The organism is Streptomyces sp. 2A115 (assembly GCF_052245575.1).
GTDB lineage: Bacteria > Actinomycetota > Actinomycetes > Streptomycetales > Streptomycetaceae > Streptomyces.
Map to the genome: position 1 here is coordinate 237958 of NZ_JBQQCG010000005.1, position 23199 is coordinate 261156.

General features: G+C 67.8%; 25 protein-coding genes and 5 pseudogenes. 16 read left to right on the plus strand and 14 right to left on the minus strand.

What is annotated here, in order from left to right; translation table 11 throughout:
• Positions 1-110 precede the first annotated feature (110 nt).
• A complete protein-coding gene (locus tag ACTWQR_RS07230) occupies positions 111-599 on the minus strand; it encodes a hypothetical protein (RefSeq protein ID WP_443226069.1) in 489 nt (162 codons plus the stop codon).
• 249 nt (positions 600-848) lie between these two features.
• Here ACTWQR_RS07230 and ACTWQR_RS07235 point away from each other — a divergent pair, with 249 nt between their 5' ends.
• Together ACTWQR_RS07235 and ACTWQR_RS07240 are read left to right on the plus strand one after the other, a co-directional pair.
• Positions 849-1145, plus strand: coding sequence for a hypothetical protein (locus ACTWQR_RS07235; RefSeq protein WP_443226070.1), 297 nt, complete (start codon positions 849-851; stop codon positions 1143-1145).
• Complete coding sequence (locus ACTWQR_RS07240; RefSeq protein ID WP_443226105.1) at positions 1130-1345, plus strand: hypothetical protein; 216 nt, start codon at positions 1130-1132, stop codon at positions 1343-1345. Before ACTWQR_RS07235 ends, ACTWQR_RS07240 begins: the two co-directional genes overlap by 16 nt.
• A gap of 15 nt (positions 1346-1360) precedes the next feature.
• Here the strand turns inward: ACTWQR_RS07240 and ACTWQR_RS07245 are convergent.
• Positions 1361-1462: pseudogene (locus ACTWQR_RS07245) on the minus strand (IS982 family transposase); the annotation flags it as partial.
• Positions 1463-1555: 93 nt separating this feature from the next.
• On the minus strand, positions 1556-2206 hold the full coding sequence (locus ACTWQR_RS07250) for an MOSC domain-containing protein (RefSeq protein WP_443226071.1): 651 nt from the start codon (positions 2204-2206) through the stop codon (positions 1556-1558).
• Between the two features lie 108 nt (positions 2207-2314).
• Here ACTWQR_RS07250 and ACTWQR_RS07255 point away from each other — a divergent pair.
• A pseudogene (locus ACTWQR_RS07255) lies at positions 2315-2433 on the plus strand (IS982 family transposase); the annotation flags it as partial.
• Here ACTWQR_RS07255 and ACTWQR_RS07260 read toward each other — a convergent pair.
• From ACTWQR_RS07260 to ACTWQR_RS07280, 5 genes are all read right to left on the minus strand, one after another.
• Positions 2434-2643, minus strand: coding sequence for a hypothetical protein (locus ACTWQR_RS07260; RefSeq protein WP_443226072.1), 210 nt, complete (start codon positions 2641-2643; stop codon positions 2434-2436).
• A 328-nt stretch (positions 2644-2971) separates the two neighbouring features.
• A complete protein-coding gene (locus ACTWQR_RS07265; protein ID WP_443226073.1) occupies positions 2972-4027 on the minus strand; it encodes a hypothetical protein in 1056 nt (351 codons plus the stop codon).
• The gene (locus ACTWQR_RS07270) at positions 4024-4383 is read right to left on the minus strand and encodes a PadR family transcriptional regulator (protein ID WP_443226074.1); all 360 of its coding nucleotides are present in this window, start codon (positions 4381-4383) and stop codon (positions 4024-4026) included. Before ACTWQR_RS07270 ends, ACTWQR_RS07265 begins: the two co-directional genes overlap by 4 nt.
• Positions 4384-5116: 733 nt before the next feature.
• Positions 5117-5653 carry a hypothetical protein gene (locus tag ACTWQR_RS07275; RefSeq protein WP_443226075.1) on the minus strand — a complete coding sequence of 179 codons (537 nt, stop codon included), beginning with the start codon at positions 5651-5653 and terminating at the stop codon, positions 5117-5119.
• Positions 5654-5820: 167 nt separating this feature from the next.
• Positions 5821-5997 (minus strand): CstA-like transporter-associated (seleno)protein, encoded by a 177-nt coding sequence (locus tag ACTWQR_RS07280; RefSeq protein ID WP_443226076.1) that lies wholly within the window; start codon positions 5995-5997, stop codon positions 5821-5823.
• On the opposite strand from ACTWQR_RS07280, the gene ACTWQR_RS07285 reads away from it, so the two are divergent.
• The 4 genes and pseudogenes from ACTWQR_RS07285 (at position 5988) to ACTWQR_RS07300 (ending at position 7590) form a co-directional block, all read left to right on the plus strand.
• Positions 5988-6125 (plus strand): hypothetical protein, encoded by a 138-nt coding sequence (locus ACTWQR_RS07285; RefSeq protein WP_443226077.1) that lies wholly within the window; start codon positions 5988-5990, stop codon positions 6123-6125. The two genes, ACTWQR_RS07280 and ACTWQR_RS07285, sit on opposite strands and share 10 nt — an antisense overlap.
• A 19-nt stretch (positions 6126-6144) precedes the next feature.
• Entirely contained in the window at positions 6145-6960 is an 816-nt protein-coding gene (locus tag ACTWQR_RS07290) for a Tn3 family transposase (RefSeq protein ID WP_443226078.1), read from the plus strand.
• Positions 6957-7241, plus strand: a pseudogene (locus tag ACTWQR_RS07295) (Tn3 family transposase); the annotation flags it as partial. The gene ACTWQR_RS07290 and the pseudogene ACTWQR_RS07295, both read left to right, overlap by 4 nt.
• 64 nt (positions 7242-7305) lie before the next feature.
• Positions 7306-7590: a hypothetical protein gene (locus ACTWQR_RS07300; protein WP_443226106.1), complete on the plus strand. Its 285-nt coding sequence runs from the start codon at positions 7306-7308 to the stop codon at positions 7588-7590.
• 83 nt (positions 7591-7673) lie between these two features.
• On the opposite strand, the gene ACTWQR_RS07305 is transcribed toward ACTWQR_RS07300, so the two are convergent.
• Positions 7674-8495 carry a helix-turn-helix transcriptional regulator gene (locus ACTWQR_RS07305; protein WP_443226079.1) on the minus strand — a complete coding sequence of 274 codons (822 nt, stop codon included), beginning with the start codon at positions 8493-8495 and terminating at the stop codon, positions 7674-7676.
• A gap of 136 nt (positions 8496-8631) precedes the next feature.
• On the opposite strand from ACTWQR_RS07305, the gene ACTWQR_RS07310 reads away from it, so the two are divergent.
• Entirely contained in the window at positions 8632-9369 is a 738-nt protein-coding gene (locus tag ACTWQR_RS07310; RefSeq protein ID WP_443226103.1) for an SDR family oxidoreductase, read from the plus strand.
• Between the two features lie 215 nt (positions 9370-9584).
• Here the strand turns inward: ACTWQR_RS07310 and ACTWQR_RS07315 are convergent, their stop codons facing one another.
• A complete protein-coding gene (locus tag ACTWQR_RS07315) occupies positions 9585-10103 on the minus strand; it encodes an Lrp/AsnC family transcriptional regulator (RefSeq protein WP_443226080.1) in 519 nt (172 codons plus the stop codon).
• 60 nt (positions 10104-10163) lie between these two features.
• On the opposite strand from ACTWQR_RS07315, the gene ACTWQR_RS07320 reads away from it, so the two are divergent.
• Positions 10164-11270 carry a histidinol-phosphate transaminase gene (locus ACTWQR_RS07320; protein WP_443226081.1) on the plus strand — a complete coding sequence of 369 codons (1107 nt, stop codon included), beginning with the start codon at positions 10164-10166 and terminating at the stop codon, positions 11268-11270.
• Positions 11267-11902: a YitT family protein gene (locus tag ACTWQR_RS07325; protein ID WP_443226082.1), complete on the plus strand. Its 636-nt coding sequence runs from the start codon at positions 11267-11269 to the stop codon at positions 11900-11902. The genes ACTWQR_RS07320 and ACTWQR_RS07325 overlap by 4 nt, the downstream gene beginning before the upstream one ends.
• A gap of 148 nt (positions 11903-12050) precedes the next feature.
• Here the strand turns inward: ACTWQR_RS07325 and ACTWQR_RS07330 are convergent, their stop codons facing one another.
• Entirely contained in the window at positions 12051-12344 is a 294-nt protein-coding gene (locus ACTWQR_RS07330) for a zinc ribbon domain-containing protein (RefSeq protein ID WP_443226104.1), read from the minus strand.
• Positions 12345-12512: 168 nt separating this feature from the next.
• Positions 12513-14006 carry an NCS1 family nucleobase:cation symporter-1 gene (locus ACTWQR_RS07335; protein WP_443226083.1) on the minus strand — a complete coding sequence of 498 codons (1494 nt, stop codon included), beginning with the start codon at positions 14004-14006 and terminating at the stop codon, positions 12513-12515.
• 776 nt (positions 14007-14782) lie between these two features.
• Here ACTWQR_RS07335 and ACTWQR_RS07340 point away from each other — a divergent pair.
• The 3 genes from ACTWQR_RS07340 to ACTWQR_RS07350 all read left to right on the plus strand — a co-directional run bounded on the left by ACTWQR_RS07340 (position 14783) and on the right by ACTWQR_RS07350 (position 17274).
• On the plus strand, positions 14783-16249 hold the full coding sequence (locus ACTWQR_RS07340) for an amidohydrolase family protein (protein ID WP_443226084.1): 1467 nt from the start codon (positions 14783-14785) through the stop codon (positions 16247-16249).
• Positions 16250-16691: 442 nt separating this feature from the next.
• On the plus strand, positions 16692-16862 hold the full coding sequence (locus tag ACTWQR_RS07345) for a hypothetical protein (protein WP_443226085.1): 171 nt from the start codon (positions 16692-16694) through the stop codon (positions 16860-16862).
• A 43-nt stretch (positions 16863-16905) separates the two neighbouring features.
• Positions 16906-17274, plus strand: coding sequence for a hypothetical protein (locus ACTWQR_RS07350; protein ID WP_443226086.1), 369 nt, complete (start codon positions 16906-16908; stop codon positions 17272-17274).
• 141 nt (positions 17275-17415) lie between these two features.
• Here the strand turns inward: ACTWQR_RS07350 and ACTWQR_RS07355 are convergent.
• Positions 17416-17634 (minus strand): annotated as a pseudogene (locus tag ACTWQR_RS07355) (IS1380 family transposase); the annotation flags it as partial.
• Between the two features lie 248 nt (positions 17635-17882).
• Here ACTWQR_RS07355 and ACTWQR_RS07360 point away from each other — a divergent pair.
• Positions 17883-19310 carry an FAD-dependent oxidoreductase gene (locus ACTWQR_RS07360; protein WP_443226087.1) on the plus strand — a complete coding sequence of 476 codons (1428 nt, stop codon included), beginning with the start codon at positions 17883-17885 and terminating at the stop codon, positions 19308-19310.
• Between the two features lie 528 nt (positions 19311-19838).
• Here the strand turns inward: ACTWQR_RS07360 and ACTWQR_RS07365 are convergent.
• On the minus strand, positions 19839-20666 hold the full coding sequence (locus ACTWQR_RS07365) for a GNAT family N-acetyltransferase (RefSeq protein ID WP_443226088.1): 828 nt from the start codon (positions 20664-20666) through the stop codon (positions 19839-19841).
• A 403-nt stretch (positions 20667-21069) separates the two neighbouring features.
• Here ACTWQR_RS07365 and ACTWQR_RS07370 point away from each other — a divergent pair.
• A pseudogene (locus tag ACTWQR_RS07370) lies at positions 21070-21741 on the plus strand (IS6 family transposase).
• 241 nt (positions 21742-21982) lie between these two features.
• Positions 21983-22681, plus strand: coding sequence for a hypothetical protein (locus ACTWQR_RS07375; protein ID WP_443226089.1), 699 nt, complete (start codon positions 21983-21985; stop codon positions 22679-22681).
• Positions 22682-23199 lie beyond the last annotated feature (518 nt).

A 23199-nucleotide genomic window follows, 5' to 3' on the forward strand; every position in this document is an offset into this window, starting at 1 on the left:
TAGCTGTGCGTACTTGTGCTTCTGATCCGGCGACGGGCGGCTCGCGCTTGCACGCTGATGCGGTGCGCCCGGGAACCGCTCCGGGCACACCGCATCGCGCCGCCCTTAGGTCAGCCGATACCGAACGGCTGGCCCATCTGGCCGAAGCCGAAGCCAGGCTGCTGGTACTGCTGGCCGAACGGCTGCTGGCCATACGGCTGCTGGTGCTGCTGGCCGAACCCACTGCCCCACGGCTGCGTGCCCTGCGCGCCCTGCGCGCCCTGCGCGCCCTGCGTGCTCTGCTGGCTCTGCTGGAGCAGCGTCACGATCGCGGTCGGCAGCGCCTGCTGCACGGACTGCTCCACGGCGTGCCGGATGCCCGAGTGCAGCGAGCGGTGCAGCGCGAGAGCCAGGTACGGGTGTGCCTGCTGCGCGATGCCCTGCTGCTGGAGCTGCTGCTGGATCTGCTGGATCTGCTGGAACGTCTGCTGCACTTGCTGCGCGACCTGCTGGGCCGTCTGCTGGCACGCCTGCTGGATGGCCTGCTGAACCAGCTGGGAGATCTGCTGCGGGCCGCCGACCTGCGCGCCGGCCTGCTGCATGGGTTGGGTTCCGGTCATCACCGACATGAATGCTCCGTTCGATGTCCATCATGGGATAGCCGACATGAGAATAATGTCGGCTTCGTCACGAACCGTGACGACTTCGAAGTTAAGTCGGCGCCGTCCCGGCCGCAATCGGAGGATCCGCTCCTGGAGGAGGAATAACTCGACTGGACCCGCCGACCAGCAACCGGTGCCCGGCAGCGCGGAGCATGTAACTGGGCGTCCGACGACCGCGGGATCATCACCTACGCGACGAAGGAGAACATGATCTGCATCGGCACCGCCTGTTGCTTCGCCGCCCGCAAGCTGGTGACTGAGTTCCGGGTCGACTACGGCAACAGCATCGCCACCGGTGAGTTGACGTGGGACACGGTGTGGGCGTCAGCGAGCTCGTCATCCGCCCGGCCACGCAACGCTGAGCCGACAAGGACCAGCGGGCCCGACCGAGTGGACATCATGGTCGGCACCGGCCAGTTCTTCGACCTCACCACCAAGGACCCGGTGCCGTCCCCGGGGCCCACGCATGCCTCGGCATCCTGGTGTTCATGCTGCTGTGGATGACGCCGTTTCCGCTCTCAGGCATCGCCATGGCCCTGGTCCACGTGTTCCGCACCGCCGACATCTACAAAGCGTCGCCACCATTGCTTGCGACGGCGCCGTTCTGGGAACTCGCCCTCTCCGACCTGTTCACGGGCGCCTGCGAGGCCGCGCCCTTCGGGATGAGAAGGACCCTCCTGTTCGGCACGCCGTTGTCCATGTAACGCCGTGCCTCCGGTCCCCACGGCAGGCCGCCACGGAGCGAGATGCGGTGATTCCTCGAGCAGGTCGTCTGTCGGCACGTACAGTGCGGTGGCGGGGGAGTCCAAGCCTGGCGTCACAGCCGAACCTTGGCCTCACTCCGTCGTCTCATGCGCGCAAACTATCCCTCTGAAATCGATCCCCCTGAAATCGATCCCCCCGGAATCGATGACCTATGCCGTCGTGCGCCTGCGGACCAGGTCCTTGCCCTCCTCCGGTAGTGCGTCGGCGACCAGCAGCCGCGGTAGTAGCTCCGGTTCACGTGTCATCGCGCGGAAGACGAGCCCGACGGTCACGTCGTGGTCGGGCCGGTGCACGATCTCGACCGGATCGGCAGCGCGGATGTCCCCCTGCTCGATCACGCGAAGATACGCGCCCGGCCGTGCTGCCTGCGTGAACTGTCTGATCCAACCGTCACGCTCCAGCCAGCCCTGGAACGTCGCGCACGGGATCCGCGCGGACGACACCTCCAGGACGACGTCTGGCCCGATGCGCCAACGCTCACCGATCAGGGCGCCGTTGACGTCGAGGCCGGCGGTCGTGAGATTCTCCCCGAAGACGCCGTTCGCAAGCGGCCTGCCCAACTCGGCCTCCCATCCGTCGAGGTCCTCGCGGGCATAGGCATAGACGGCCTGGTCGGAGCCGCCGTGGTGGTTCACGTCGAAGACCCGGTCGCCGACGAGACCGACCGTGCCGGTGCCCTTGGGGCCGGGGGCGACGACGGTGACTGGGCTGTCGACGGGCCGCTTGTCGATACCTGTCGCGCTGAGACCCTTCCAAGGGTTGGGGCGGGGCCTGCCGACATTGACGGAGAGCAGCTTCATGAGGGCGACGGTACGGTCCGCTGCACCCGGAGGGCGACACATTTCCCTGCCGTTGCCGTTGCCGCTGCGGCAGCGCGCCGTGGCGTGCGTGCCGCTTGAGTGGCATCTGGCGGCGTGGCCGTTCGCCTCCTGCAGTGGACCCTCGCGCTGACCGCCGCGATCCGCTCAACGACCGCACCGGACAGCCGGTCCTGCGCGCACTGACCGTCTACGACCACTCCCCTTGATCACGCAGGGGCTGTCTTCAGGTCTCGGACCGTCAGTCGCCGTCCGGTTGATCCCGATCCGCCGACCATCTCGCCCAGCAGCGGGCCGAGGGTGTCGGCGACGGGCCCCTTGCGGCAGTTGACCGGCTTGCCGCCGTCGAAGTCGCGGCTGTCCGCACCGATGACCGCGTCCGCCTTGACGGACCGCGAGTCGATCACGCAGCCGGTCATGGAAACTCCCTGACCAGCACCTATCGCGCCAGCGGCGGAGTGCGCGTACACCCGGCCCCACGTCGGGAAGCCGGAGGGCATGGGTCGGGTAGCCAGGACACATTGTTACTGGGATGAGGGGGTGCTGTCCGGGACCGCCCAGAACCACGGCCTCGGAGGGCCTGCATGGCGCCGAAGAACGCGTATGAACACGTGGCCGAAGTACCGGCAGATCGCGGACTACCTGAGTGACAGCATCCTGAACGGCACCTACCCCGCAGGCCGCCCTGTCGGAAGTAGCGCTGGCGAAGTGGTTCGGCGTGGTGCGGCCCGCGCCGTCCAGCCGGGCTCAGGAACGGTTTTTCACGATGCGGGCGGCCAGCAGCGACAAGGTCATGGTCAGGGCTGCGGCACACAACCAGAAGGCCCAGCCGAAGTCGCCGTTGACGAGGCGGTCCAGTCCCCAGATGGTGAACAGCCCGCCGGACAGCGCGAGTTGCCCGCTTTCGCGTGTCCACCAGACGCGTGGACCGGCGTGCTCGGCCAGCTCCAGGGCGTAGACCTCCACGGGGCCGAATTCCTCGGCCGGGGTATGCCCGGTGGCGGCGAGGTGGTCCCGGGCCTCGGCGACCAGTTGCCGCACTCGGCGTCGCGGGAGGCGGTGCCTGCCGGACAGCAGGTCACCGAGGTGGCGCAGCCACCGCTCGGCATCCGACGCGTCAGCCCCCACCGGGATCGCGGATTCCGTGCGGTCGGCCTCCTGCGCCCGTGCCGTCGCGGTCTTCCGCCGCGAGTCGGTGGAGGACTCCAACCGCCAGGCCAGGAGAGCGAGCAGGGCCCCGCATGCGGCGAATATCCACGCCGGCAGCCGCCCGATGTGATCGCGCGGCAGTCCGAGGAAGGCAACGGCACCCACCACGACCAGGACCAGGGTGCCGGCCGTGACGGCGGCTGCGGCCTTGGGCCGCCCCTCGGCGTGCAGCGCGAGGACCGGGCCGCTCGCCAGCGTGGCAGCGACGACCAGGATGGACCCGGCAACACTCGCGAGTGTGAGGTTGACCCACCATTCGCCGCGGGCGAGCGCCAGGCCGGCCCCGACCATCAGTAAGACGGCACCGCCGTAGATGCCTTTGGTCAGGTAGTCGGCCGGACGAAGGCCGGCCCAGTCGCGCCCGGCCCGCTCACCGACCGGATCGCGCTCCCGGGCAACCTGTACGGCGTACTCGTCCGGGTCCCCGAAAGCGTCTCGCGGGTGCTCGTCCGTCTCCGTGCAGTACTCGGCGGTCTCCGCGAGCACCTCCACTATCGCGGCCCGGTGCATGTCCGGTTGCAGCGCCAGCCGCAGCTCCAGACGCGCCGCCCACGTCTCATAGGTCTCATGCGCCTCACTGGGCTTCGCGGTCATTCGTTTCCCTCCGTTGATCGGTCAGTTGCCAGCAGTTCGTCCATCAGGACCGAGAACTGGGCCCATTGCGCCCGCTGCTCCCGAAGCCTGTCGTGCCCGGCCGCGCTGAGCGCGTAGACCTTGCGTCCCGGCCCGCCCTCGCCCGGCTCCCACGTGGCGCTCACCACGCCGTCGCGCTCCATCCGCCCCAGCACCGGATACAGGGCGCCTCCCCGTACCCGGCCGAAGCCCTGCTCGGCCAGGCGCTGCGCCAGGGCATAGCCGTGCCTGGGCCCCTCGGCCAGCACCGCGGCGAGAGCGAGTTCGAGAGCTCCCCGCAGCCATCCCGCCTGCCAGTCCGCCGAAGCGTTCACCATCCCACCCTCTAAGCAGCATTGGGGAGTACCACCGAATCCACTCTAGTACGAAACTAGACTAGTGAGGGCCGGAGTCACCAGGACCGTCGATGCCGTCATGGGCCGTGGCCTGCTTTGGGTTTCGTGGCGGCGGTGGAGCGGAGTCGCAGAGTGTCCTGTGCTCCAGCGCGAGTTGGAGGATGAGGAGGCCCGCTCCGTCCTCTACGCGGCCACCCCTCGAGCACACTGGCTAAGCGCGACGCTCAGATTGGCCGACTGTGGGGTTGTGGCCACGCTTCCGGACGAGCGGCCACAACCTGGTGGCTGGCCTTTTTGATCTCCAGTTGGCCAGTGACGCCGTGTGAGAGGTCAACGCCCGCTGGCAAGCTCAGGGAATTCAATCCAATGGCGCCGGTTTCACGAGGCGACTCGCGCGGCGAGGAGCGCGGCGGCCGACACGGCCGGATCGTAGTCCTGCGGCGACGCCGTGGACTGCGCGACATCACGGGAGTTCTCCTGAGCCCCAGTGAGCCTCGACCGCTGTGGCCAGGGGATCCTTCCTCCTCCGAGTGTCTCGGCGCCGGGTGACGTAACTTCGGGATTTTGAAGGGTCTTCATCGTGTCCGACCGATCTGCGGTCCGGGTGAAGACGAGGCGACGCAGGTTGTCGACTCCGGCAGTGGCGGGACAGAAAGGGCGCCCATGGATCAAGGACTCGCGGCCTTTCTCGCCGATACGGCACCCGACGGCCCGGCTACTTGATCAGGGCATTCGCGATAATGATCACCAGGCCGATCAGCATGTCCAGGCCCCCTGCCCGGCACGAGGACGGCCATCCGTGCCCGGCGGTGCGGGCGGCCCAGGCGCCCCAGCCGAACAAGGTGACGGTGTTGAACAGCAGGGCCGCGTCCACCGCCGTGGCCTCTGCCCACCACCCCGCTACCGCGCCAAGTAGCATCCCCACCGTGGGCAGCACGGCGGCGACCAGGGGCCACTCGGCGAGCACCAACCGCAGTCTGCTCGTGGTGGCTGCCCTGCCGGCGGACGCACGCTGGGCGATGACGTGCGCGTACCCATGGGCGGCGCCCGACGCCAGCGCGGTGAGCAGGACCCACAGCGCGTCCGGACCGGGCTCGGCCTTCTCGCCGGTCGCGTCCAGCGCGGCTACCAGGGCGCTGGCCAGCACCAGTCCGTAGATGCCGCTGAACAGGGACTGCTCCGGCGGCCGGTGCCGCGAGATCCACCTTGGCGCGACGCTCTCGGGGCGGACATGGTCGGCTCGGTCGGGCATCGCATCGCCTCGGTGCGGGAAGAAGGCTGGGTCCGCATATGCTCACCCGCGTGACGTCGGGGAACACGACGCCACGCGCTGCTCGCATGATTGTTTGGCCCCAAGAGGGGGTCGGACGCCGGAGTCGGGTGCCGGCCGGTCAACGGGCGGAACGGCACCCCAGTGGATCAGCAGCGGCTGCTCGGATGGGCCTCCTGGCGCCGGGTATGCCGGTATTCGTACTCCCGGCGGGTCGGCGGGGTGTGCGGGTGGTTACGGCGGTGCCGTGCACAGTAGCGGTCGTACTCCGTCTCGCCGGGGCGCTTCTCCAGACCAGCCTCGACACTGACCCAGCGTGTTCGCACGAAGGGTCGAGCGCATCCCGTACGAGCTGTGTGTGCTGGTCGCGCTGCGGGATGCGGTGTGCCGCCGGGAGATCTACGTCGAGGGCGCGGCGCGTTTGGCGGAATCCGGAGGACGACCTGCCCGGTGATTTTGACGCCACCCGCACCGTGCACTACGCGGCGATCCGCCAGCCGCTGAACCCGCGCGCGTTCATCGCCGATCTGAAGAAGCGGATGACGGCGGGCCCGGACGGGCTCACTGCCGCGCTCGCGGACGGCAGCGCGGGCGGGGTGAAGGTCACCACACGTCGAGGCGAGCCGTGGATCACAGTGCCGAAGCTGGAGCCGCTGGCTGAGCCGACCTGTCTGCAGGCGTTGAAGGACGAGGTCGTGCGGCGCTGGGGTGTCCTGGAGCTGCTGGATGTGCTGAAGAACGCCGACTTCATGACCGGCTTCACCGACGAGTTCTCCTCGGTGGCCGCCTACGAGCGCATCGACCGGGACGTTCTCCAGCGCCGGCTCCTGCTCGCGCTGTTCGCACTGGGCACGAACATGGGGATCCGCGCGATCGTGGCGACCGGCGAGCACGGCGAGAGCGAGGCGGTACTGCGGCATGTGCGCCGGCACTTCATCACCGTCGACAACCTCCGGGCAGCCGTGACCAGGCTGGTCGACGGGACCTTCGCCGCCCGCGATACCGAGTGGTGGGGCCGCGGTACGGCGTGCGCGTCGGACTCGAAGAAGTTCGGCTGCTGGTCCAGCAACTTCATGACCGAGTACCACGCCCGCTACGGCGGCAACGGTGTGATGATCTACTGGCACGTGGAGCGGAAGAACGTCTGCATCTACTCCCAGCTGAAGTCGTGTTCGTCGTCCGAGGTCGCGGCGATGATCGAGGGACTGCTTCGGCTCACCGCCTGCGCCCTTCTCGGCGAGCCGGGCTGCGCGGCGGATCAGCGTACGGCCCTCGGGGCCCCCGCTTGAAGAACATCGGCAGCATCCGCCTGTACCGCCCGGACGACACATCGCCGGGCTGGCCGGCACTCGGCGCCTCGCTGACGCGGCCGATCCGCTGGGAGCTGATCGAGCAGCAGTACGACCAAATGGTGAAGTACGCGACCGCGCTCCGCCTCGGGACGGCGGAGGCCGAGCAAGTGCTGCGGCGTTTCACCCGCGGAGGCCCCAAGCACCACACCTGTCAGGCACTTGAGGAACTCGACCGCGCCGTGCGCACGACCTTCGCCTGCGACTACCTCGCCCACCCCGGCCTGCGCCGCGAGATCCACGGCGGGCTCCAGGTCGTGGAGAACTGGAACAGCGTGAACACGGGTGCTCCACTACGGCAAGGTCGGCGCCCTGACCGGCCCGGACAAGGAGCACGCCGAGACGTCGATGCTCGCCCTGCACCTGTTCTTCACCGCCACCGCCGAACTGTCCGGCTGCGGCCACGGCACGGTTGCCGCGCAGGCCGTCCGGTTGACCCGCACCGCGCTGGGCGAGCTGAACGACCGCCAACACACCGGCGGGCGCACGTTCGACACCGTCGCGATCCGCCGCCCCGCCGGCATCGAGGTGTGGTTCGATGAACAAGTCGCCACGGCCGCGAATGCCTGAGCCGCCAAAACTACCGGGGGGTTACTTGTTCCCTGGTGTCTGGGCTAGGACTTCGGGGCCGACGTGGTCGGCCATGCCGCCTTCTACGTCCGATCCGGCAGTTTGACCGCTTCTGCTTCCTGCTCGTCGGAGTAGATCACCAGCGTCTGTTCCGGATCCTCCGCCAGGTGGAACGCGGTGTACGCGAAATCCGCCACCTCGCGTCCCGGGCACCGCAGCCGTTTGCGTCCACCGTGCCGCGACTGCACGTCATACCGCGGCCACCAGGAACGCACCTCCTGGCTGCCCGTCTTCAGCTCGTCGACCAGCTCGTCATAACGGGCGTCTCCGGGGTGGCGGGCGGCCAGCGTCCGTAGCCGGGCGAGGAGGCCGCGCGCCTCGTGCTCCCAGTCGATCAGCACGTCCCGGGCGGCGGGTTCGAGGAACACCCAGCGGGCGAAATTCGGCCCCCGGCCCCCAACCGCGATGAGGTTCGGGAACAGCTCTTCGGCCGCCCGGTTATGACTGAGCACGTCGTACGTGCCGTTGATGATGTACGCCGGACTCGGCTGGAGCAGCAGCGGGATGGCCGCCACCTCGGCAGCGAGCGGCTCGGGCTGCACGGCCTTCGCCACAGGGGCGTGACCGGCCAACTGGAACAGGTGCCCGCGCTCGTGCCGATCGAGCCGCAACGTCGCGGCCAGGGCGTCGAGTACCTGGTCCGAGACGCGGATGTCCCTGCCCTGCTCGAGATACGTGTACCAGGTGGCGCTGATACCGGCGAGCAGAGCGAGTTCCTCCCGGCGCAGCCCCGGCGTCCGACGGCGGCCGGTACGCGGCAGGCCCACGTCGTCCGGGGTGAGCCGCTCTCGGCGGCTGCGCAGAAAGGCACTCAATTCACGGCGTTGGTCTTCTTGCGTCGGCATGGTGGGGTTCCTGGTTCCAGAATAAACGCGCTCTGGATACCAGGCTAAACCCGTCGCAGACTGCTGTGTGACCGGCTTGCGCGAGATCGCCCACCAGCCGGTGACGAGAGAGAACACAGAAAAGAGCGAAGACATGATCTCGGGAACTGACGGCAAGGTCGTGGCCATTACCGGTGCCAGCAGCGGCATCGGCGAGGCGACCGCACTGCTGCTCGCCGAGCGGGGCGCGCGTCTTGTCCTGGGCGCGCGCCGGTCCGAGCGCCTCGCGGACCTGGTGGCCCGGATCGAGAAAATGGGCGGCGAGGCCGTGCACATCCGCACCGACGTGACCCGACGGAACGACCTGCACGCTCTGGTCGCTCTGGCCCGCGAGCGATTCGGCCGGCTCGACGTGCTGGTCAGCAATGCCGGATCCGGGACCATCTCGCTCCTCGACGATCTGCGCGTCGAGGAGTGGGATCAGATGGTCGATGTCAACATCAAGGGCGTGCTGCACGGAATCGGCGCCGCGCTGCCGGTCTTCCGGGCCCAGGGGTCCGGCCACTTCATCACCACCGCCTCCACGGCAGCATTCCGCATCGTGCCCACCATGGCGGTCTACGCCGGTACGAAGTTCGCCGTTCGCGCCATCTGTGAAGGACTGCGCCAGGAAGCGGGGGACTCCCTGCGGGTGACTACCGTCTCGCCCGGCCCAGTCGACACCGACTTCGCCGAGGCGTCCTCGAATCCTCAGGTCCGGGCGCAGATCACGGAGGCTCGGGACCAGATCGCGATCCCGCCCGATGCGATCGCCCAGGCCATCGCGTTCGCGATCGAGCAGCCCGGCATCGTGGACGTGAGTGAGATCGTTGTCCGGCCCACCGCTCAGAACTGACCCTCAGCCGGTAGCTGCACCTTTGTCTGTGCCGCCTGCGTGCTGGGCCGGCCCTCAGCCGGTCCCATTTGGCCCACGCCATTGTGAATGTCCGGCGTGGGGCGCTCGACGATCACATGTAGAGGGCGGCTGCCGTCCGGGAGGGCGCGATGCCTGCACCGCGACCGATTGCTTGCCGGGGCAGGGAGTCCGTGCCCTGTGTGGCACGTCCGGAATCACGCGCGCGAGGCTGGTTGGCCTTTCGCGACCTCTTCGATCAGTGCACGGATCCGCAACGGCATCTCCTCGCAGAGCGAGATAGCCGTACTGGTCCGGACCACACCCGGCGCGGCAAGGATCTGGCTGGTGACCCGGTGCAGGTCGGCTGTATCGCGGGCGACCACCTTCACCAGCAGGTCGGCTTCTCCGGTGGTCGAGTGCATCTCGATCACCTCCGGGATGGCGCGGAGCGTCTCGGTCGCGCGCGGCGTACTGGTCTGGCTCAGTGCGATGGATACGAAGGCGACCAGTCCACGGCCGAGAAGAGCCGGGTCGACACGGCGGGTGAACTCTCGGAGCGCGCCCGACTGCTGCATGCGCTGCAAGCGGGAGCTCAAGGTGTTGCGTGCGATTCCCAGCCGTCCGGCGAGCGCCAGGATGGTGGCGTCCGGCTGGTCGTCGATGGCGAGGAGGATCTGGGCATCAAGACTGTCCACCTGAGCATCCTGCCACTTATATGGCTGGTAGGACGTCATTCTGCTCAGTGATTGAGTCACCTGTTGCGCATCTGGGGCGATCCTCTGCAGTGTTGCGGCATGCCAGAGCCCAGTTCAGCACCTTACGTTCGGCAGGCCCCCGCACTGCGCGCCGCACTCTCCGCCGTACCGGTGTACGCGCCCGGCCGTCGCGCTTCGTCGGTGCTCACCGCAGCGCTCGCGTCCAACGAAAGCCACTTCACGCCTCTGCCGTCCGTGCGGCAGGTCCTGCAGAACGCCGCACAGACCGTGAACCGCTACCCGGACACGACGAGCACCCGCCTGCGCGAGGAGATCGGCGCACTCCTGCAGACGGATCCCGACCACATCGCCGTCAGCCCGGGAAGTGTCGGAGCACTGCAGCAGCTCATGACGTCGTTCTGCAATGAGGGAGACGAGGTCGTCTTCGCCTGGCGCTCGTTCGAGGCCTACCCGATCCTGGTCCAGCTCGCAGGCGCCCGTGCCGTGCCCGTTCCCCTCGGCGCGGACGAAGGGCATGATCTGGATGCCATGGCGGAGGCCATCACCGATCGAACACGGATGGTGATCCTTTGCGTGCCCAACAACCCGACTGGTGTGGGCATGACTCAAGCAGACTTCCAGGGCTTCCTCGACCGAGTTCCGCCGACCGTGCTCGTGGTGGTCGATGAGGCATACGCCGAGTACGTTGACTCGCCACAGCACATCGATGCGCTACGGCTGCTCGACGAACGCCCCAACGTGTGTGTCCTGCGCACCTTCTCCAAGGCATACGGACTCGCCGGTCTCCGGGTCGGCTACGCGGTAGCGCCTGCCTACGTGGCGGACGGGCTGAGGCGAGCTGCACTTCCTTTCGGCGTCAGTGCGCCGGCCCAGGAGGCGGCGATCGCCTCGCTGGCCGCGGCTGACGAGTTGCGCGCACGAGTAGCCGCGGTGATCGGGGAACGGAACCGAGTGATCGAAGCTGCGCGGGAACAGGGGTGGTCTGTGCCGAACAGCCAGGCGAACTTCTTCTGGCTGCGCGCGGCCGAACGTCAGCTGACCGGCCTGCTTACCGCATTCGACGCCTCAGGGATTCTGGTACGTCCCTTTGCGGATGAGGGGATCCGCATCACCCTCGCCGACCGGGACACCAACGACCGCGTCCTGCGAGCACTCGCCGACGCGCGGTGCGGAGCAGCGCTGTGAGCGCGGAAGCCATCGGAACGTCACCCGCCGGCATCGTCGTACGACACACTCCTGGCGAGAACGTCCTCGCAGTCGCCATCGGCGCGCTCGTCACCTCGTTCGGGCTGTTCCTGATCAACACCGCCGACGCCGTCACCGGGGGGACCGCCGGCCTTGTCCTGCTGCTCGCACAGATCTTGCCCTGGCCGTTCGCCGCGATCTTCACCATCGTGAACCTGCCTTTCATCGTGCTGGCCTGGACACGAAAGGGGTGGCGCTTCGTGGCGAGTTCCATGCTGGCGGTGTCGCTGCTCTCAGCGTTCTCCCTGCTTCATCCCATGTACATCGAAGCGGCACATGTCAATCCGCTGTACGCCGTGCTCCTGGGCAATCTCGCCGCAGGCATCGGCCTCCTCATCGTGTTCCGCCACCAGTCCAGTCTCGGTGGGTTCAACGTCGTCGCGCTCATATGCCAGGACCGTCTGGGATGGCGAGCCGGATACGTGCTCCTGTCACTCGACGTCACAGTCATCGCACTGTCCTCCCTGACCGCACCACTTCGCAGCGTTGTCCTGTCCGCGGCAGGCGTCGTGGTCCTCAACCTCGTCCTGTTGATGAACCATCGACCCGGCCGCTATCCCGCAGCGCTCTGACAAGCAGGCCAGTGCGGCCGTCACAAAAGTCAGGAGCCGCACCGACTCGGTGGCCTGTTGGGGTTGAGCTCGTCAACTGCAGGGGCCTGTGACTCGGCCCCGCGGACCCACTCCATCCAGCCGCGATCGGCGATGTTGTGGGACGTGTTCAGGTCGGCGTGCTCAAGGAAGCCGCAGGACCTGCAGGTGAAGACGGCCTGGGAGGGCCGGTTGCGTTGTCGATGTGGTGGCACCCGGAGCATTCCCGGCTGGTGTTCGCCGGCTTCACGTACGCCAGTGGAATTTTGGTGTGTTGGGTTTTGTAGGCGACGAAGCCGCCGAGCTGATGAAAGGACCAGGAGTGCAGCGTGACACGTTGGGGCTTGCGTATCGAGAACCAGCAACGTCCCGAGTGAGTTGGCCGACTCAGTCGGCAGAAGTAACATCCCCCGGGGCGCCACATCGAGATGCGATTCCTCCCGATGGCTGAAGCCACGGGATTCCTCGCAAGAATCGGTTGAGGAAGCGTCCCGGTCTTCCAGCCGCCGCCCCAACGTGCCTGCGCCTTGGTCCCGGACCAGACGATCCGGGACCAGATCGGCGCCACAGCGCAATGTCTTCAGGGAATTTCCTAGTCGGCGAGCCGGGCGGTCAGCGGGCTTTTCGCCCCGCTCACCGCGAAGTAGATCGCCCCGGCGACCAGGACTCCGATGAACCAGGAGTACGGGCCGAGCGTCGCCCCGTAACCCGAGGGCCCGTACACCGGCAGGATGCTGGAGAAGACGGCGCCGATGCCCCCCGCCACGAAGGCGCGTACGTTCCAGCCGCCCTGGAAGCGGAACTCTCCGTCCTCCTTGTAGAGCCCGGGGACGTTCAGCTGGGCCTTCCTCAGCAGGTAATAGTCGACGACGATCACGCCGAAGATCGGGCCCATCGTCGAGCCGATGGCGTTGACGAAGCTCGGGGCGTTGTCCCACGGGTGGAGGGGGTAGAGGAGCAGCGCGATGACGGCGGCGATGAGGCCGCCGCGCCGGAATGTGATGTGCTTCGGGGCGACGTTGGCGAAGTCGAAGGCCGGGCTGACGAAGTTCGCGACGACGTTGATGCCCAGGGTCGCCACCGCGAAGGTGAGGGCAGCGAGCAGGACCAGGAACGCGCTGTCGAACTTGGCGGAGATGGCGGCCGGTTCGAGAATGACCTCGCCGTAGACCTTGCTGGCGGAGGCCGTGGTAAGGGCGGCGACCAGCGAGAACAGGATCAGGTTGACCGGCAGGCCCCAGATGTTGCCCTTGCGCAGCGCCCGCTCGTCGGGCGTGAACCGGGCGAAGTCGCCGAAGTTGAGGAACAGGGCGGCGAAGTACGTCACCCAGGTGGCCGCGATCGCCGCGATCGCGGCAAACGAGCCCGGGCTCACGTCCAGGCCGGTGGCGCTCTTGGCCAGAGCGGCGAGGTCGGCGGCGGGCATGTCGACGGAGAAGGAAAGCGTGCCGGCCTTGACCGACAGTGAGACGGCCAGGATCAGCATCATCAGCCAGACGGCCGGTCCTGCGAAGTCCTGGAAGCGGCGGACGGTCTCCATGCCCTTACTGATGATCAGCAACTGAGCGGCCCAGACGAGGAGGTAGCAGATCACCTCCAGGCCGCTGTGGTCGAAGAGCCGGCTCGTCTCGTGCAGGTCCTTCGGGCCGTCGTAACGGACGAGGAAGGCGACGATGGCGCCTGCGGCCGCGCTGGTCTGGGCGCCGTACCAGAAGGTGGCGACGATCGCCCGTACGAGAGCCGGGACGTTGGCGCCGAAGGTTCCGAAGGAGGCGCGGGCGAGGACGGGGTAGGGCACTCCGGTCTTCACACCCGCTTTGCCGATGAGGGTCATCAGCCAGTAGATGATCAGCGAGCCGACACCGATGCCGATGAGGAACTTGAAGGTGTTCCCCGCGACGAGGAACAGGCTGGCCGCCAGGAAGTAGCCGTACAGGCTGTGTACGTCGGAGGTCCAGACGTTGAAGATGCTGAAGGCGCCCCATTTGCGCTCGGTGGCGGGGGCCAAGTCATCGTTGTAGAGCCGGGGTGAGTACTCCTCGGGGACCGGCACCGCCGTCGTCCCTGTGTTCTCCGTGTCCGTCATCGCGTTCTCTTCCTGCGTGGGCCGCCCCAACAGCGCTCGATCGCGTACAGAGAACGGCCAGGGCGTTGCTCCGTGATGCCGCGCAGGTAACAGGCCGGTCAACGGAAATTCACTTCCGCTGGTCGGATATTGGGCTCGCGGTTGCCTATGCGCGTATTGAGCCGAAGTGGCGGGGCTGCGCCCCGAGTTGCGGCCCGTCCTGATGCAATGTCGCCTGCGGATCCGGTGCGGCGCATGGAGCTCGTCGCACTGGCTCAAGGAGTCGACATGGGCTTGCTGGTCAAACGGCGGGGACCTTCCCACTCGGCGCTACATCGGTTTGCTCTTGCACCCGACCACCCACACAGGCACAGCGACCTTGCCACCTGCTTCGGGCAAGGGACAGCCAGCAACAATGAGTACAAGTTGGGCAGTTGGTGGACAATGGTTTGATCCTTTCTGCGCCGAGTGTCATGACACGCTGCCATGGTGTTCCACCAGATATTCGACAACCTCCGGCCTCCCGTGCGCTCCACGCACATGGAATGGGAAGCGGCAGCGCGCTGCTCATCCACGGTTTTAGCGATATCGCCAGGGCACACGCCTACTTGCCGCCGCGCTGGACCGACCTGCCCTGTGCGGGCTACCCACGGCTGCTGCAACCCGGACCTCGGTCATGAGATCCATGCCCGCGTGCCGCCGGCCGTGGACAGATCAGCCCGTCGTCCTGACCCTGCCCTCCAGACGGGACGAGACAGCCTCGCCCGGCCGGCACCGACACAGTTGGGATCTCCATCGTGACCACATTCACTTCGCACTACGCCACACCCGAAGGGGGAGCCACCGCACCCGTCCTGGCTGCGAGGGACCGGAGCGAGGACGCCGCGGTCCTCACCTCGCTGCGCAGCGCGGACGCCGAACGAGCGATCCTGATCAGGGGTGGCACGATCCTTTCCCAGGACCCAGCGGTGGGGGACTTCGCCTCCGGTGACGTGCTCATCCGCGGAGGAAAGATCGCTGAGATCGGCCCGGACCTGGCCGCCCAGGCGGGTGATGCGATCGTGATCGACGCTTCCGACGCGATCGTGATCCCGGGGTTCGTCGACGCGCATGTGCATGCCTGGGAAGGCCAGTTGCGCTCGACCGCACCGGTGCTGGACTTCCCCGAGTACCTCGGGTTCACCCATTTCGGCTACGGCCCGCACTACCGGCCGCACGACAACTACGTCGGCACCCTGGCCACGGCTCTGGTCGCACTGAACGCCGGCATCACCACGTTCATCGACAACTCTCACAACTCCCGTACTCCTGACCATTCCAACGCCGCCGTCGAGGCACTGCTGGACGCGGGGATCCGCGGCGTCCACGCTTCCGGAGTCCCGATCGGTGCCGAGGTGCCGAGCTGGCCCGCCGATGTCGAACGCCTGCGTGCGGAGTACTTCGCCTCCGAGGACCAACTGGTCACGCTGCGGCTGATGGACGTCTTCCCTTCGGCGGAAGTGTGGGAGTTCGCAAAGAACCACGGCCTGTGGGTCTCGCACGAGATGGGCTCGCACATCGAGAACGTCGCGGACACACTGTCCGACCTGAGCGCCAAGGGTCTGATGACCGACAAGCACACCTACAACCATGGCTTCGACCTGCCGGACAAGGCATGGGACCTGATCGCCGGCTCCGGCGGCACCGTCAACGTATGCCCGCGATCGGACGCGGCCTTCGGACTGGGCTCGGGGTTCCCGCCCATCGACAAGGTCCGCGAACTCGGCCTGCGTCCGGGCCTGAGCGGTGACAACGAGATCAGTTACGGCTTGAACCCGTTCTCGGAGATGCAGACGCTGCTCAACGGACACCGCGGGCGCACTTTCGAGCGGATCGCGGCCGGTGAGGAAGGGGTGCCCGAGCACCTCTCCCCGGCGGATGTGTTCGAGTTCGCCACCATGGGCGGCGCCGTCAACGCCGGTCTCGACGCCAAGACCGGCTCGCTGACTCCGGGCAAGGATGCCGACGTCGTGCTGATCCGTACCACCGACGTCAACACCGCACCGCTGTCGAATGCGTTGGCCACCGTCACCGCGTTCGCCCATCCCGGAAATGTCGACACCGTTTTCGTGGCCGGGCAGGTCCGCAAGTTCCGCGGCGAACTCGTCGGCCGGGATCTGGGCAGAATTCGCGGTCTGATCGAGGCGTCTCGCGACTACCTGTTCGCTGCAAGCGGCCGCCGGCCGGACGTCCTGGCCCGCCAAGGCAGCACCCAGGTCGGATAGCGACCGTCGGGCACCAGGCGCGGGTACCGTCCGCCTCCGACGGTACCCGCTGCGGCGCGGACCGCGCCGCGGCAGTGTGCTTGCTTGCTGGCTGTGGAGCTCCGGGACAGCGGGTTCCTGACGGATCCTGACTCGTCGGGTAGCGACGTAACCGCCGTGGACGTCCACGGCGGCCGGAAGCACTGATGGGCAAGGGCTGGGAACGCCGCAGGCGTCGGCTTGTGAACCGGATGTCTCAGGCGGGGCCGATCGGCGGCGTGCTCGCCGTTCTGCTCAGCCTGGGAGGGCGAAGAACTCCGGCGGCGAGGACGTGTTCGGGGAGACGGCGCTCGCCGCCGACGGTATGGTGTCGGCCGAGTTCGACTGCAGCGACATGTTCGGCGGCTGACAGCGGGGCAAGGCGGTCCTGCGGGCCTCGCCACGCGACGAGGAGATTCGGATCATGGACGCGCTGTTGCGGGCGTTCGCCGCCGAGCCGCGCCTCGAACTCCGGTGGGCGACGCCGCAGGAGTACCGCAACGAGGACGGGTCGATCGTCGTCAGCGCGGGGGCCGTTGGATTCTCGGCAGTTCCGCGGATCCGTGAGGTGCGCGACCACTACGCAAGGGACTGACTGAGTGATACGACGTGAGCAAATGCGGTTGTTGCCGGCCGTAGTGGCGGCAGCGCTGATGCTGTCCGTTTCGGCGTGCGGTGCCGAAAAGTGCGAGGAGGCGTTCCCCGAGGCGGCGATGTCGGTCCCCGGCGTGGTCTCCGCGGAATGGGACTGCAGCGAACAGTTCGGCGGCGGCTGGCAGCGCGCTGACGTGGTGATCAAGGCGACCACAGAGGACGAGGCCATCGCGGTGATGGACGCGGTACTGCAGGCCGTGGCCGCATCGCCCGAAATCGAGGACCGTTGGTCGACCCCGCAGGAGTACGTGAGCGAGGACGGGTCAATCATCGTCAGCGCGAACGACGTGGGGTTCAACGGCTCGCCAAGTGTCGGCGAGGCGCGCGAGCATTACGGCATCGCGCCCGACTGACGGTGCGGGGTCCGGCACAGGACCCGTGCCATCCTCGTGCCGACGACGGAAGGCATTCAGCCCTGCCGCCTCCAAAGGCCGCTCGGCGGCTCGCCGATCTGCGGCGCTCGGCCCGCAGCATGCCCCGCATCGGCCAGGCAGTTCCCCGCCCAAAGCGAATGTGGGCACCATATCCAGCAGCACGTTTCCGGGGTCGTGCACCGCCCGAGTCTTGCGCCACGGCGTCGGCGCCGGAGACATCGCACTGTCCAGACCGGTCTTGCGGACCGTCTCCATCACCAGCGCCGCCCCGGCCTGCGAAACCACCCGGCCGCCGCCCTCGACATGGACCGGCGGGTACGACCCACTGCGCTGCTGCATCCGGGGAGCACTTGCTTCTCGGCGACGAACAGGACCTCCGGCAAGCCCCCATCGCCCCAGTTCAGAGGCGACTCCTCGCGCGTTTGGCCAAGCCTCGGACACCTACCCTCGGGAAAGCGCGCGGCTAGAGTCGCCGACCCACGCCGACCCGGCACTGGAGCAGTTGTTGGACAGGGAATGACCTGGCTCTGATCGGTGCGGCCGCGTGAGGCTGGATCGTATCTGTTTCGCCTTTCAGGAGAACGTCCATGACTCATGTCCTGGTCCTCGGCGCCGGTCCCACCGGGCTCACGACCGCGATGCTGCTCGCCGCCGACGGCCACCGCGTCACCGTGGTGGAGCGGAACCCCGACGAGCCGCACGGCGACGCCGCCGGACTGTGGGAGGGGTGGGAGCGGCGCGGGGTGAAGCAGTTCCGCATGTTGCACATGGTCATGCCCCGCTGGCGGATGGAGATGGAGCATGAACTTCCCGAGGTGGTCGCCGAACTGGAGGCCCTCGGCGGCACCCGGATCAACCTGATCCAGTTCGCGGACTTGCCGGCGGAGGCTGCCGGGGCCCGCCCGGGGGATGAGCGCTTCGACAGCGTGGCGGCCCGCCGCCCGGTGTTGGAGGCAGCGGTCGCGCGCGTCGCGTCCCGGACGGAGGGTGTCACCGTCTTGCGGGGCGTGCATGTCACCGCGCTGGTCACCGCCTCGGCGACGCAGAGCGCGATCCCGCGGGTGGGCGGGGTGGTGACCGCCAACGGTCAGGTCCTCCACGCGGATCTGGTGGTCGACGCGAGCGGGCGGAACTCCGCCGTCCCACAGATGCTGGACGCCATTGGAGCCCCCGCGCCCGTCGTGGAGAGCGAGCCGAACGGATTCGTCTACTACTCCCGCTACTTCCGGGTGCCCCAGAACAAGCGGCCGTCGTACCGGGGCTGGGTGCTGGAACATCACGAAGGGCTGACGGTCGGCAAGTGCGCCTGCGACAACGACATCTGGGCCGTGGGGCTCTATGTCTCCTCCAGGGACCGGCAGTTGCGGGCCCTGCACGACACCGACACCTGGCAGCGGGCGGTCGCGCTCTTCCCAGATGTGGCCGAGTGGGCGGCCGGTGAGCCGGTGGGCGGTGTGCGGGCGATGGCGGGCACCCAAGGCGAGTACCGCCGCCATGTCGTCGAGGTCCGGCCGGTGGTCACCGGCTTCGTCGCGATCGGGGATGCCTGGGCGACCAGCAACCCGGCGCGCGGAACGGGCCTCAGCACGGGAGTGCTGCACGCCCAGGCACTGCGCGACACACTGCGCGAGGTGGGCTCCGCCGACGCCGAGAAGTTGGTGCTCCAGTTCGACGAGGTCACCGAGGCCCGCCTGACACCCATCTACCGGAGCATCACGAGCTGGAGCCGCCACCGGCTGGCGGAGATCGACGGGGACATCACCGGCGAACCGTACGGGACAGCGGACCCGAGCTGGGTGATCGGCAAGGCCCTTGACGCGGCCAAGCTCCGCGATCCGGACGCGCTCCGCGCGTTGGCCGACCTGGCGATGCTCCAACTCCCGGCCCAAGAGGTACTGGCCGCGCCGGGCCTGACCGAAAAGATCATGACCCTCGGCGCCAATCAGCCGCGCTACCACGCTCCCGGCCCCTCACGCCTCGAACTCCTGGCCGCCATCGGCGTGTCGCGCGACTGAGCCGGATGCCTACCCGGCCTTAGGCACGGCCTCGCCCCTGCCCCGGTGGGGTCGATGCGTCCTCTCACCCCTCTCGCACCCCATCCAGATCACCATGGCACGGGACGTCGTCCTCGTGCCGGCCGCCGCTCAGCGGCTCGTCGACGCGCTTCCCACTGGCAGGCAGCGAGGCGCACAGGCCATGGCGAGCGCCGTCCGCGAGAACCTCGCCGCGTCTCCGGAGACACCGCAGCACGTCGCCGACCGCGGCGAGCGCCGCCGGTCGTGGCAGGCCTGCCCAGGCCGGGGAACGCGGGCAGTGACACAGCCCCGATCACATCGCCGCCGCCCGGCACGCCTTCGCGCAGCTGGCCAAGCCCTATCGGGTGGGCGCCGGACACTGATCCCTGCTGCCGGCGGCGGCGCCCATGAGTTCGTCAACTGGCCGGCCCAGCTCAGGAGATGGCTGTCCTATTGGGGTCGTGGAACATCGGCCGAGTGTGCTGGTCCGGCTGGTCGGCGTGGGGGAGGGCCGCAGGTTGCGGCTGATCAGCCGGACGGTGAAAGATCCGGTCGAGCTGCGCGGGGTGACCATTGTGCTGATGTCCGCTCAGGGCCTGGGTTTTCCCACTCGCCCGCTGTCGCCCGCTCCAGTGGCACGCGCACCATCGAGAACGTCGTCCTCCGCCGCAGCCGGAAGCCCAAGGACTCGTACAGCCGTATGGCCTTCGCGTTGTCGGCCACCGCGTGGAGGAAGGGCCTGTCACCGCGGTCCCGGATCCCGGCCGCGACAGCGAGGATGAGCTGGGCCCCGAGGCCCTGGCCGCGGTGGGCGACGTCCGTGCAGACCAAGCTGATCTCCGTCCAGCCGGGTGGCCGCATCCGCTCACCGGCCATCGCGACCAGCCTGCCGCCCCGGCGGATGCCGAGATACGTACCGAGTTCGACGGTACGAGGACGGATGGGTCCGGGCTGGGTTCGTTCGACGAGGGCCAGCATCTCGGGAACGTCAGCGGCCCCCAAGCGCACCGCCTCGGAGTCCGGTATCGGGCCCACCGTGTCGTCGGCCGCGTCGTCCGCGTCGGCCGTGTCGTCCGCCAGGACCATCTGTATGCCCTCGAGGCGCCAGTTGACCTCCCAGTCATCAGGCGCCGTCACCGTGGTCGCCGGGAGCCACACCGTGGCACCGGGGCCGGCGAGCATGGCGAGGTCGGCCCAGTCGGCCGCCCCCGGAGCGTCCGGCATCGCGACGAACGGCGACACGTCCTCCGGATAGCGCAGCACCCGCCCACGCCGCTCGGCGAAGCGGTCCTGATGAGGGCCGGTCAACGAGGCGCGGGCAGGGTTGTCGAGAGGGTGTTCCAGGGGACGTGACATGCGGAACTCTTTCCGGTCTGCGTATGCACCTAGGTGCAGTCGTTAACAGGCTCTGGCCGTCTGTTCTCGGGCTCGGGCTCTGCGCCAACAAGGACGGTAAGGCCTCGAATGGTCCGTCGATCTGTCACTGATGTGCCAACCTCTGTTCACCCTGCTCACGAGATTCCTTCGGGGGATGAGCATCTGCTCACCGAAGTGCCCGTCCACTGACGGTGCACGGTCGGATTTCAGCCTGACCCGTGCCATTCGTTGGCTGTGGTGGCAGCGCGTCTCTGCGCCAGCTCTTCGTACGGCCCTGTCCCGTTGCTTGACCGGGTGGGATGATCTCCTGGTTGATCACGCGGGAGGAGCGCTTGTGGAGATCGGGTCACCGTCCTGCAAGGGGCACCGGTAACCGGTCGAGATCATCTCCCACTCATGTATAGCTGTACCACCGCTTCCCGGCGAAGTTCCGTGAGGTGGAGGAGCCGATCATCGAGCGTGGTGTGATCGTCTCCTACGAGACGGTCCGCCGCTGGTGTGTGACGTTCGGGCAGATCTACGCGAACGTACTGCGCCGTCGGCAGCCCGGGACCGGCGACAAGTGGCACCTGGACGAGGTCTTCATCAAGATCAACGGCGAGCGGAACTACCTGTGCGGGCCGTCGACCAGGACGGCAACACCCTGGACATCCTCGTGCAGAGCCGCCGGGACAAGGCCGCGGCCAGGCGCTTCTTCCACCAACTCATCAAGACGGCGGCGTGGTGCCGCCAGTGATCGTCCGGACAAGCTGCGCTCCTACGGCACCGCTCACCGCGAGGCCATGCCCTGCGTCGAACACCGCGACCACAAGGGTCCGAACAACCGGGCCGAGAACAGCCACCAGCCCACCAGACAGGGCGAACGCGTGATGGAAGGCTTCCGCGGTACCGGCGGCGCCCAGCGGTTCCTGTCCGCGTTCAGCGGCGTCTCACCCGATTTCCGATACCGCGCCCCCACCTGATGCCGGCTCCCGACTACCGAGCACAGATGACCGTCCGCTTCGCGATCTGGGACCAGCTCGCCAGCGTCGCCGGCCTGCCCACCACGCCCTGACAACCCTGGCCCAGCACATCCCGACACACAGTCAAACACCCTGCCCGGCTAACAACGTGACAGCGCCCTTCACTGCTTCTCGAGTGGGGTGTAGCTCCTCTGGAAGGACGGGCTGAGCTGGGACATTGGCGAATCGCCTGTATAGCGGTGCGGTTGCCCCCTCGTTGGAGCGCCGCAGATAGGCGTGTCGGCCATACTGTTGGTAACTTCCTGGCCGAACACCCCCACTCCAGGAGACTCAGTGAGACGCGCTGTCATACCCGTCCTGATCATGTCCTGCGCCGCCCTGCTCGCCGGGTGCGGCAGCGGAGAGGTTGACGCGAAGGGTGACATGCCGCATACCGCCGCCTCCGAAGCCGGGTCCACCCCCGCGCCACCCCCATCGGCGGAGCCCTTCCCCGGCACCGGCGACCTGGTCAAGAAGAGCGTGGGTAGCGCCGCGAAGCACGCTGACCGCTCTGGATTCTCACTGGACTTCATGACTTACGCCCACGGCGACGGGCTGGCTGAGGCGGGTTATGAGATCAACCTCTACACCCACAACGAGGACCACAAGGTGTCCTCCGTGACGGACTTGTCCTCGATCGCACGGCACAACAACAGTCTGGTCTGCCGGGCAAAGAAGATCGGACCGAAGTCTTACGCGATCTACTTCGACGACACCTACGACCTGTGCCTGCGCAAGGGGATACCGAAGTCAACGCCCACTCCTACTGACTCGCCCGAACCCACGCCCACCTATACGCCGCCGAAGTCCACGCCCACCTACGCGCCACCCAAGCCTGCTGGGTGCACACCGAAGTCTCCGGCCGGTAACTGCTATCAGGCTGGGCAGTACTGCCCGAAGGCGCTGGCGGGAACCTCGGGTACGAACTCGTCGGGCACAGTGATCTACTGCCGGTTGGACTCGACGGACAACCGTTGGCACTGGCGGTACTGACCTCGCCCTCGCCCACGGGGCCCACATGCGGAAGGTTGCGTGCCGGGGGGTGTGCCCCCTCGTTGGAGCGCCGCAGGCAAGTGTGTCGGCCATACCCAAGATCGGCCGAGCGGTCGTCGCCGATGAGTGGCGGGCGACCGGAGCCACTGGAAGGATCACACTCCAAATGTGAACTCGCAGCTCGCGCACCGGGTCGTCGACGAGGATCTGATCCTCGGCGCGTACGGCGGTTCGGTCCTGGCGATGTGGCGGGCTCTCGCCCCCTACATCGCCGACCAGCGGGAGATTGACGGGTGCCGGGACCGCAATTTACTTCGAGGATCTCGCAAGACGCGCACACACCCGGACCGGCACCGAAATCCACGCACGCATCGGCCTGCGGCCGTTCCCGGATGGTGTCCCTCGTCGTGGTGTATGCGATCAACTGGCGGGCTTGTTCGGTGTGTTGGGTAGTGCGGGGGCGCTTTCGGGGAGTTCACGGTAGAGCTCGTCCATGCTGCCTTCGGGGAGGTAGCGGC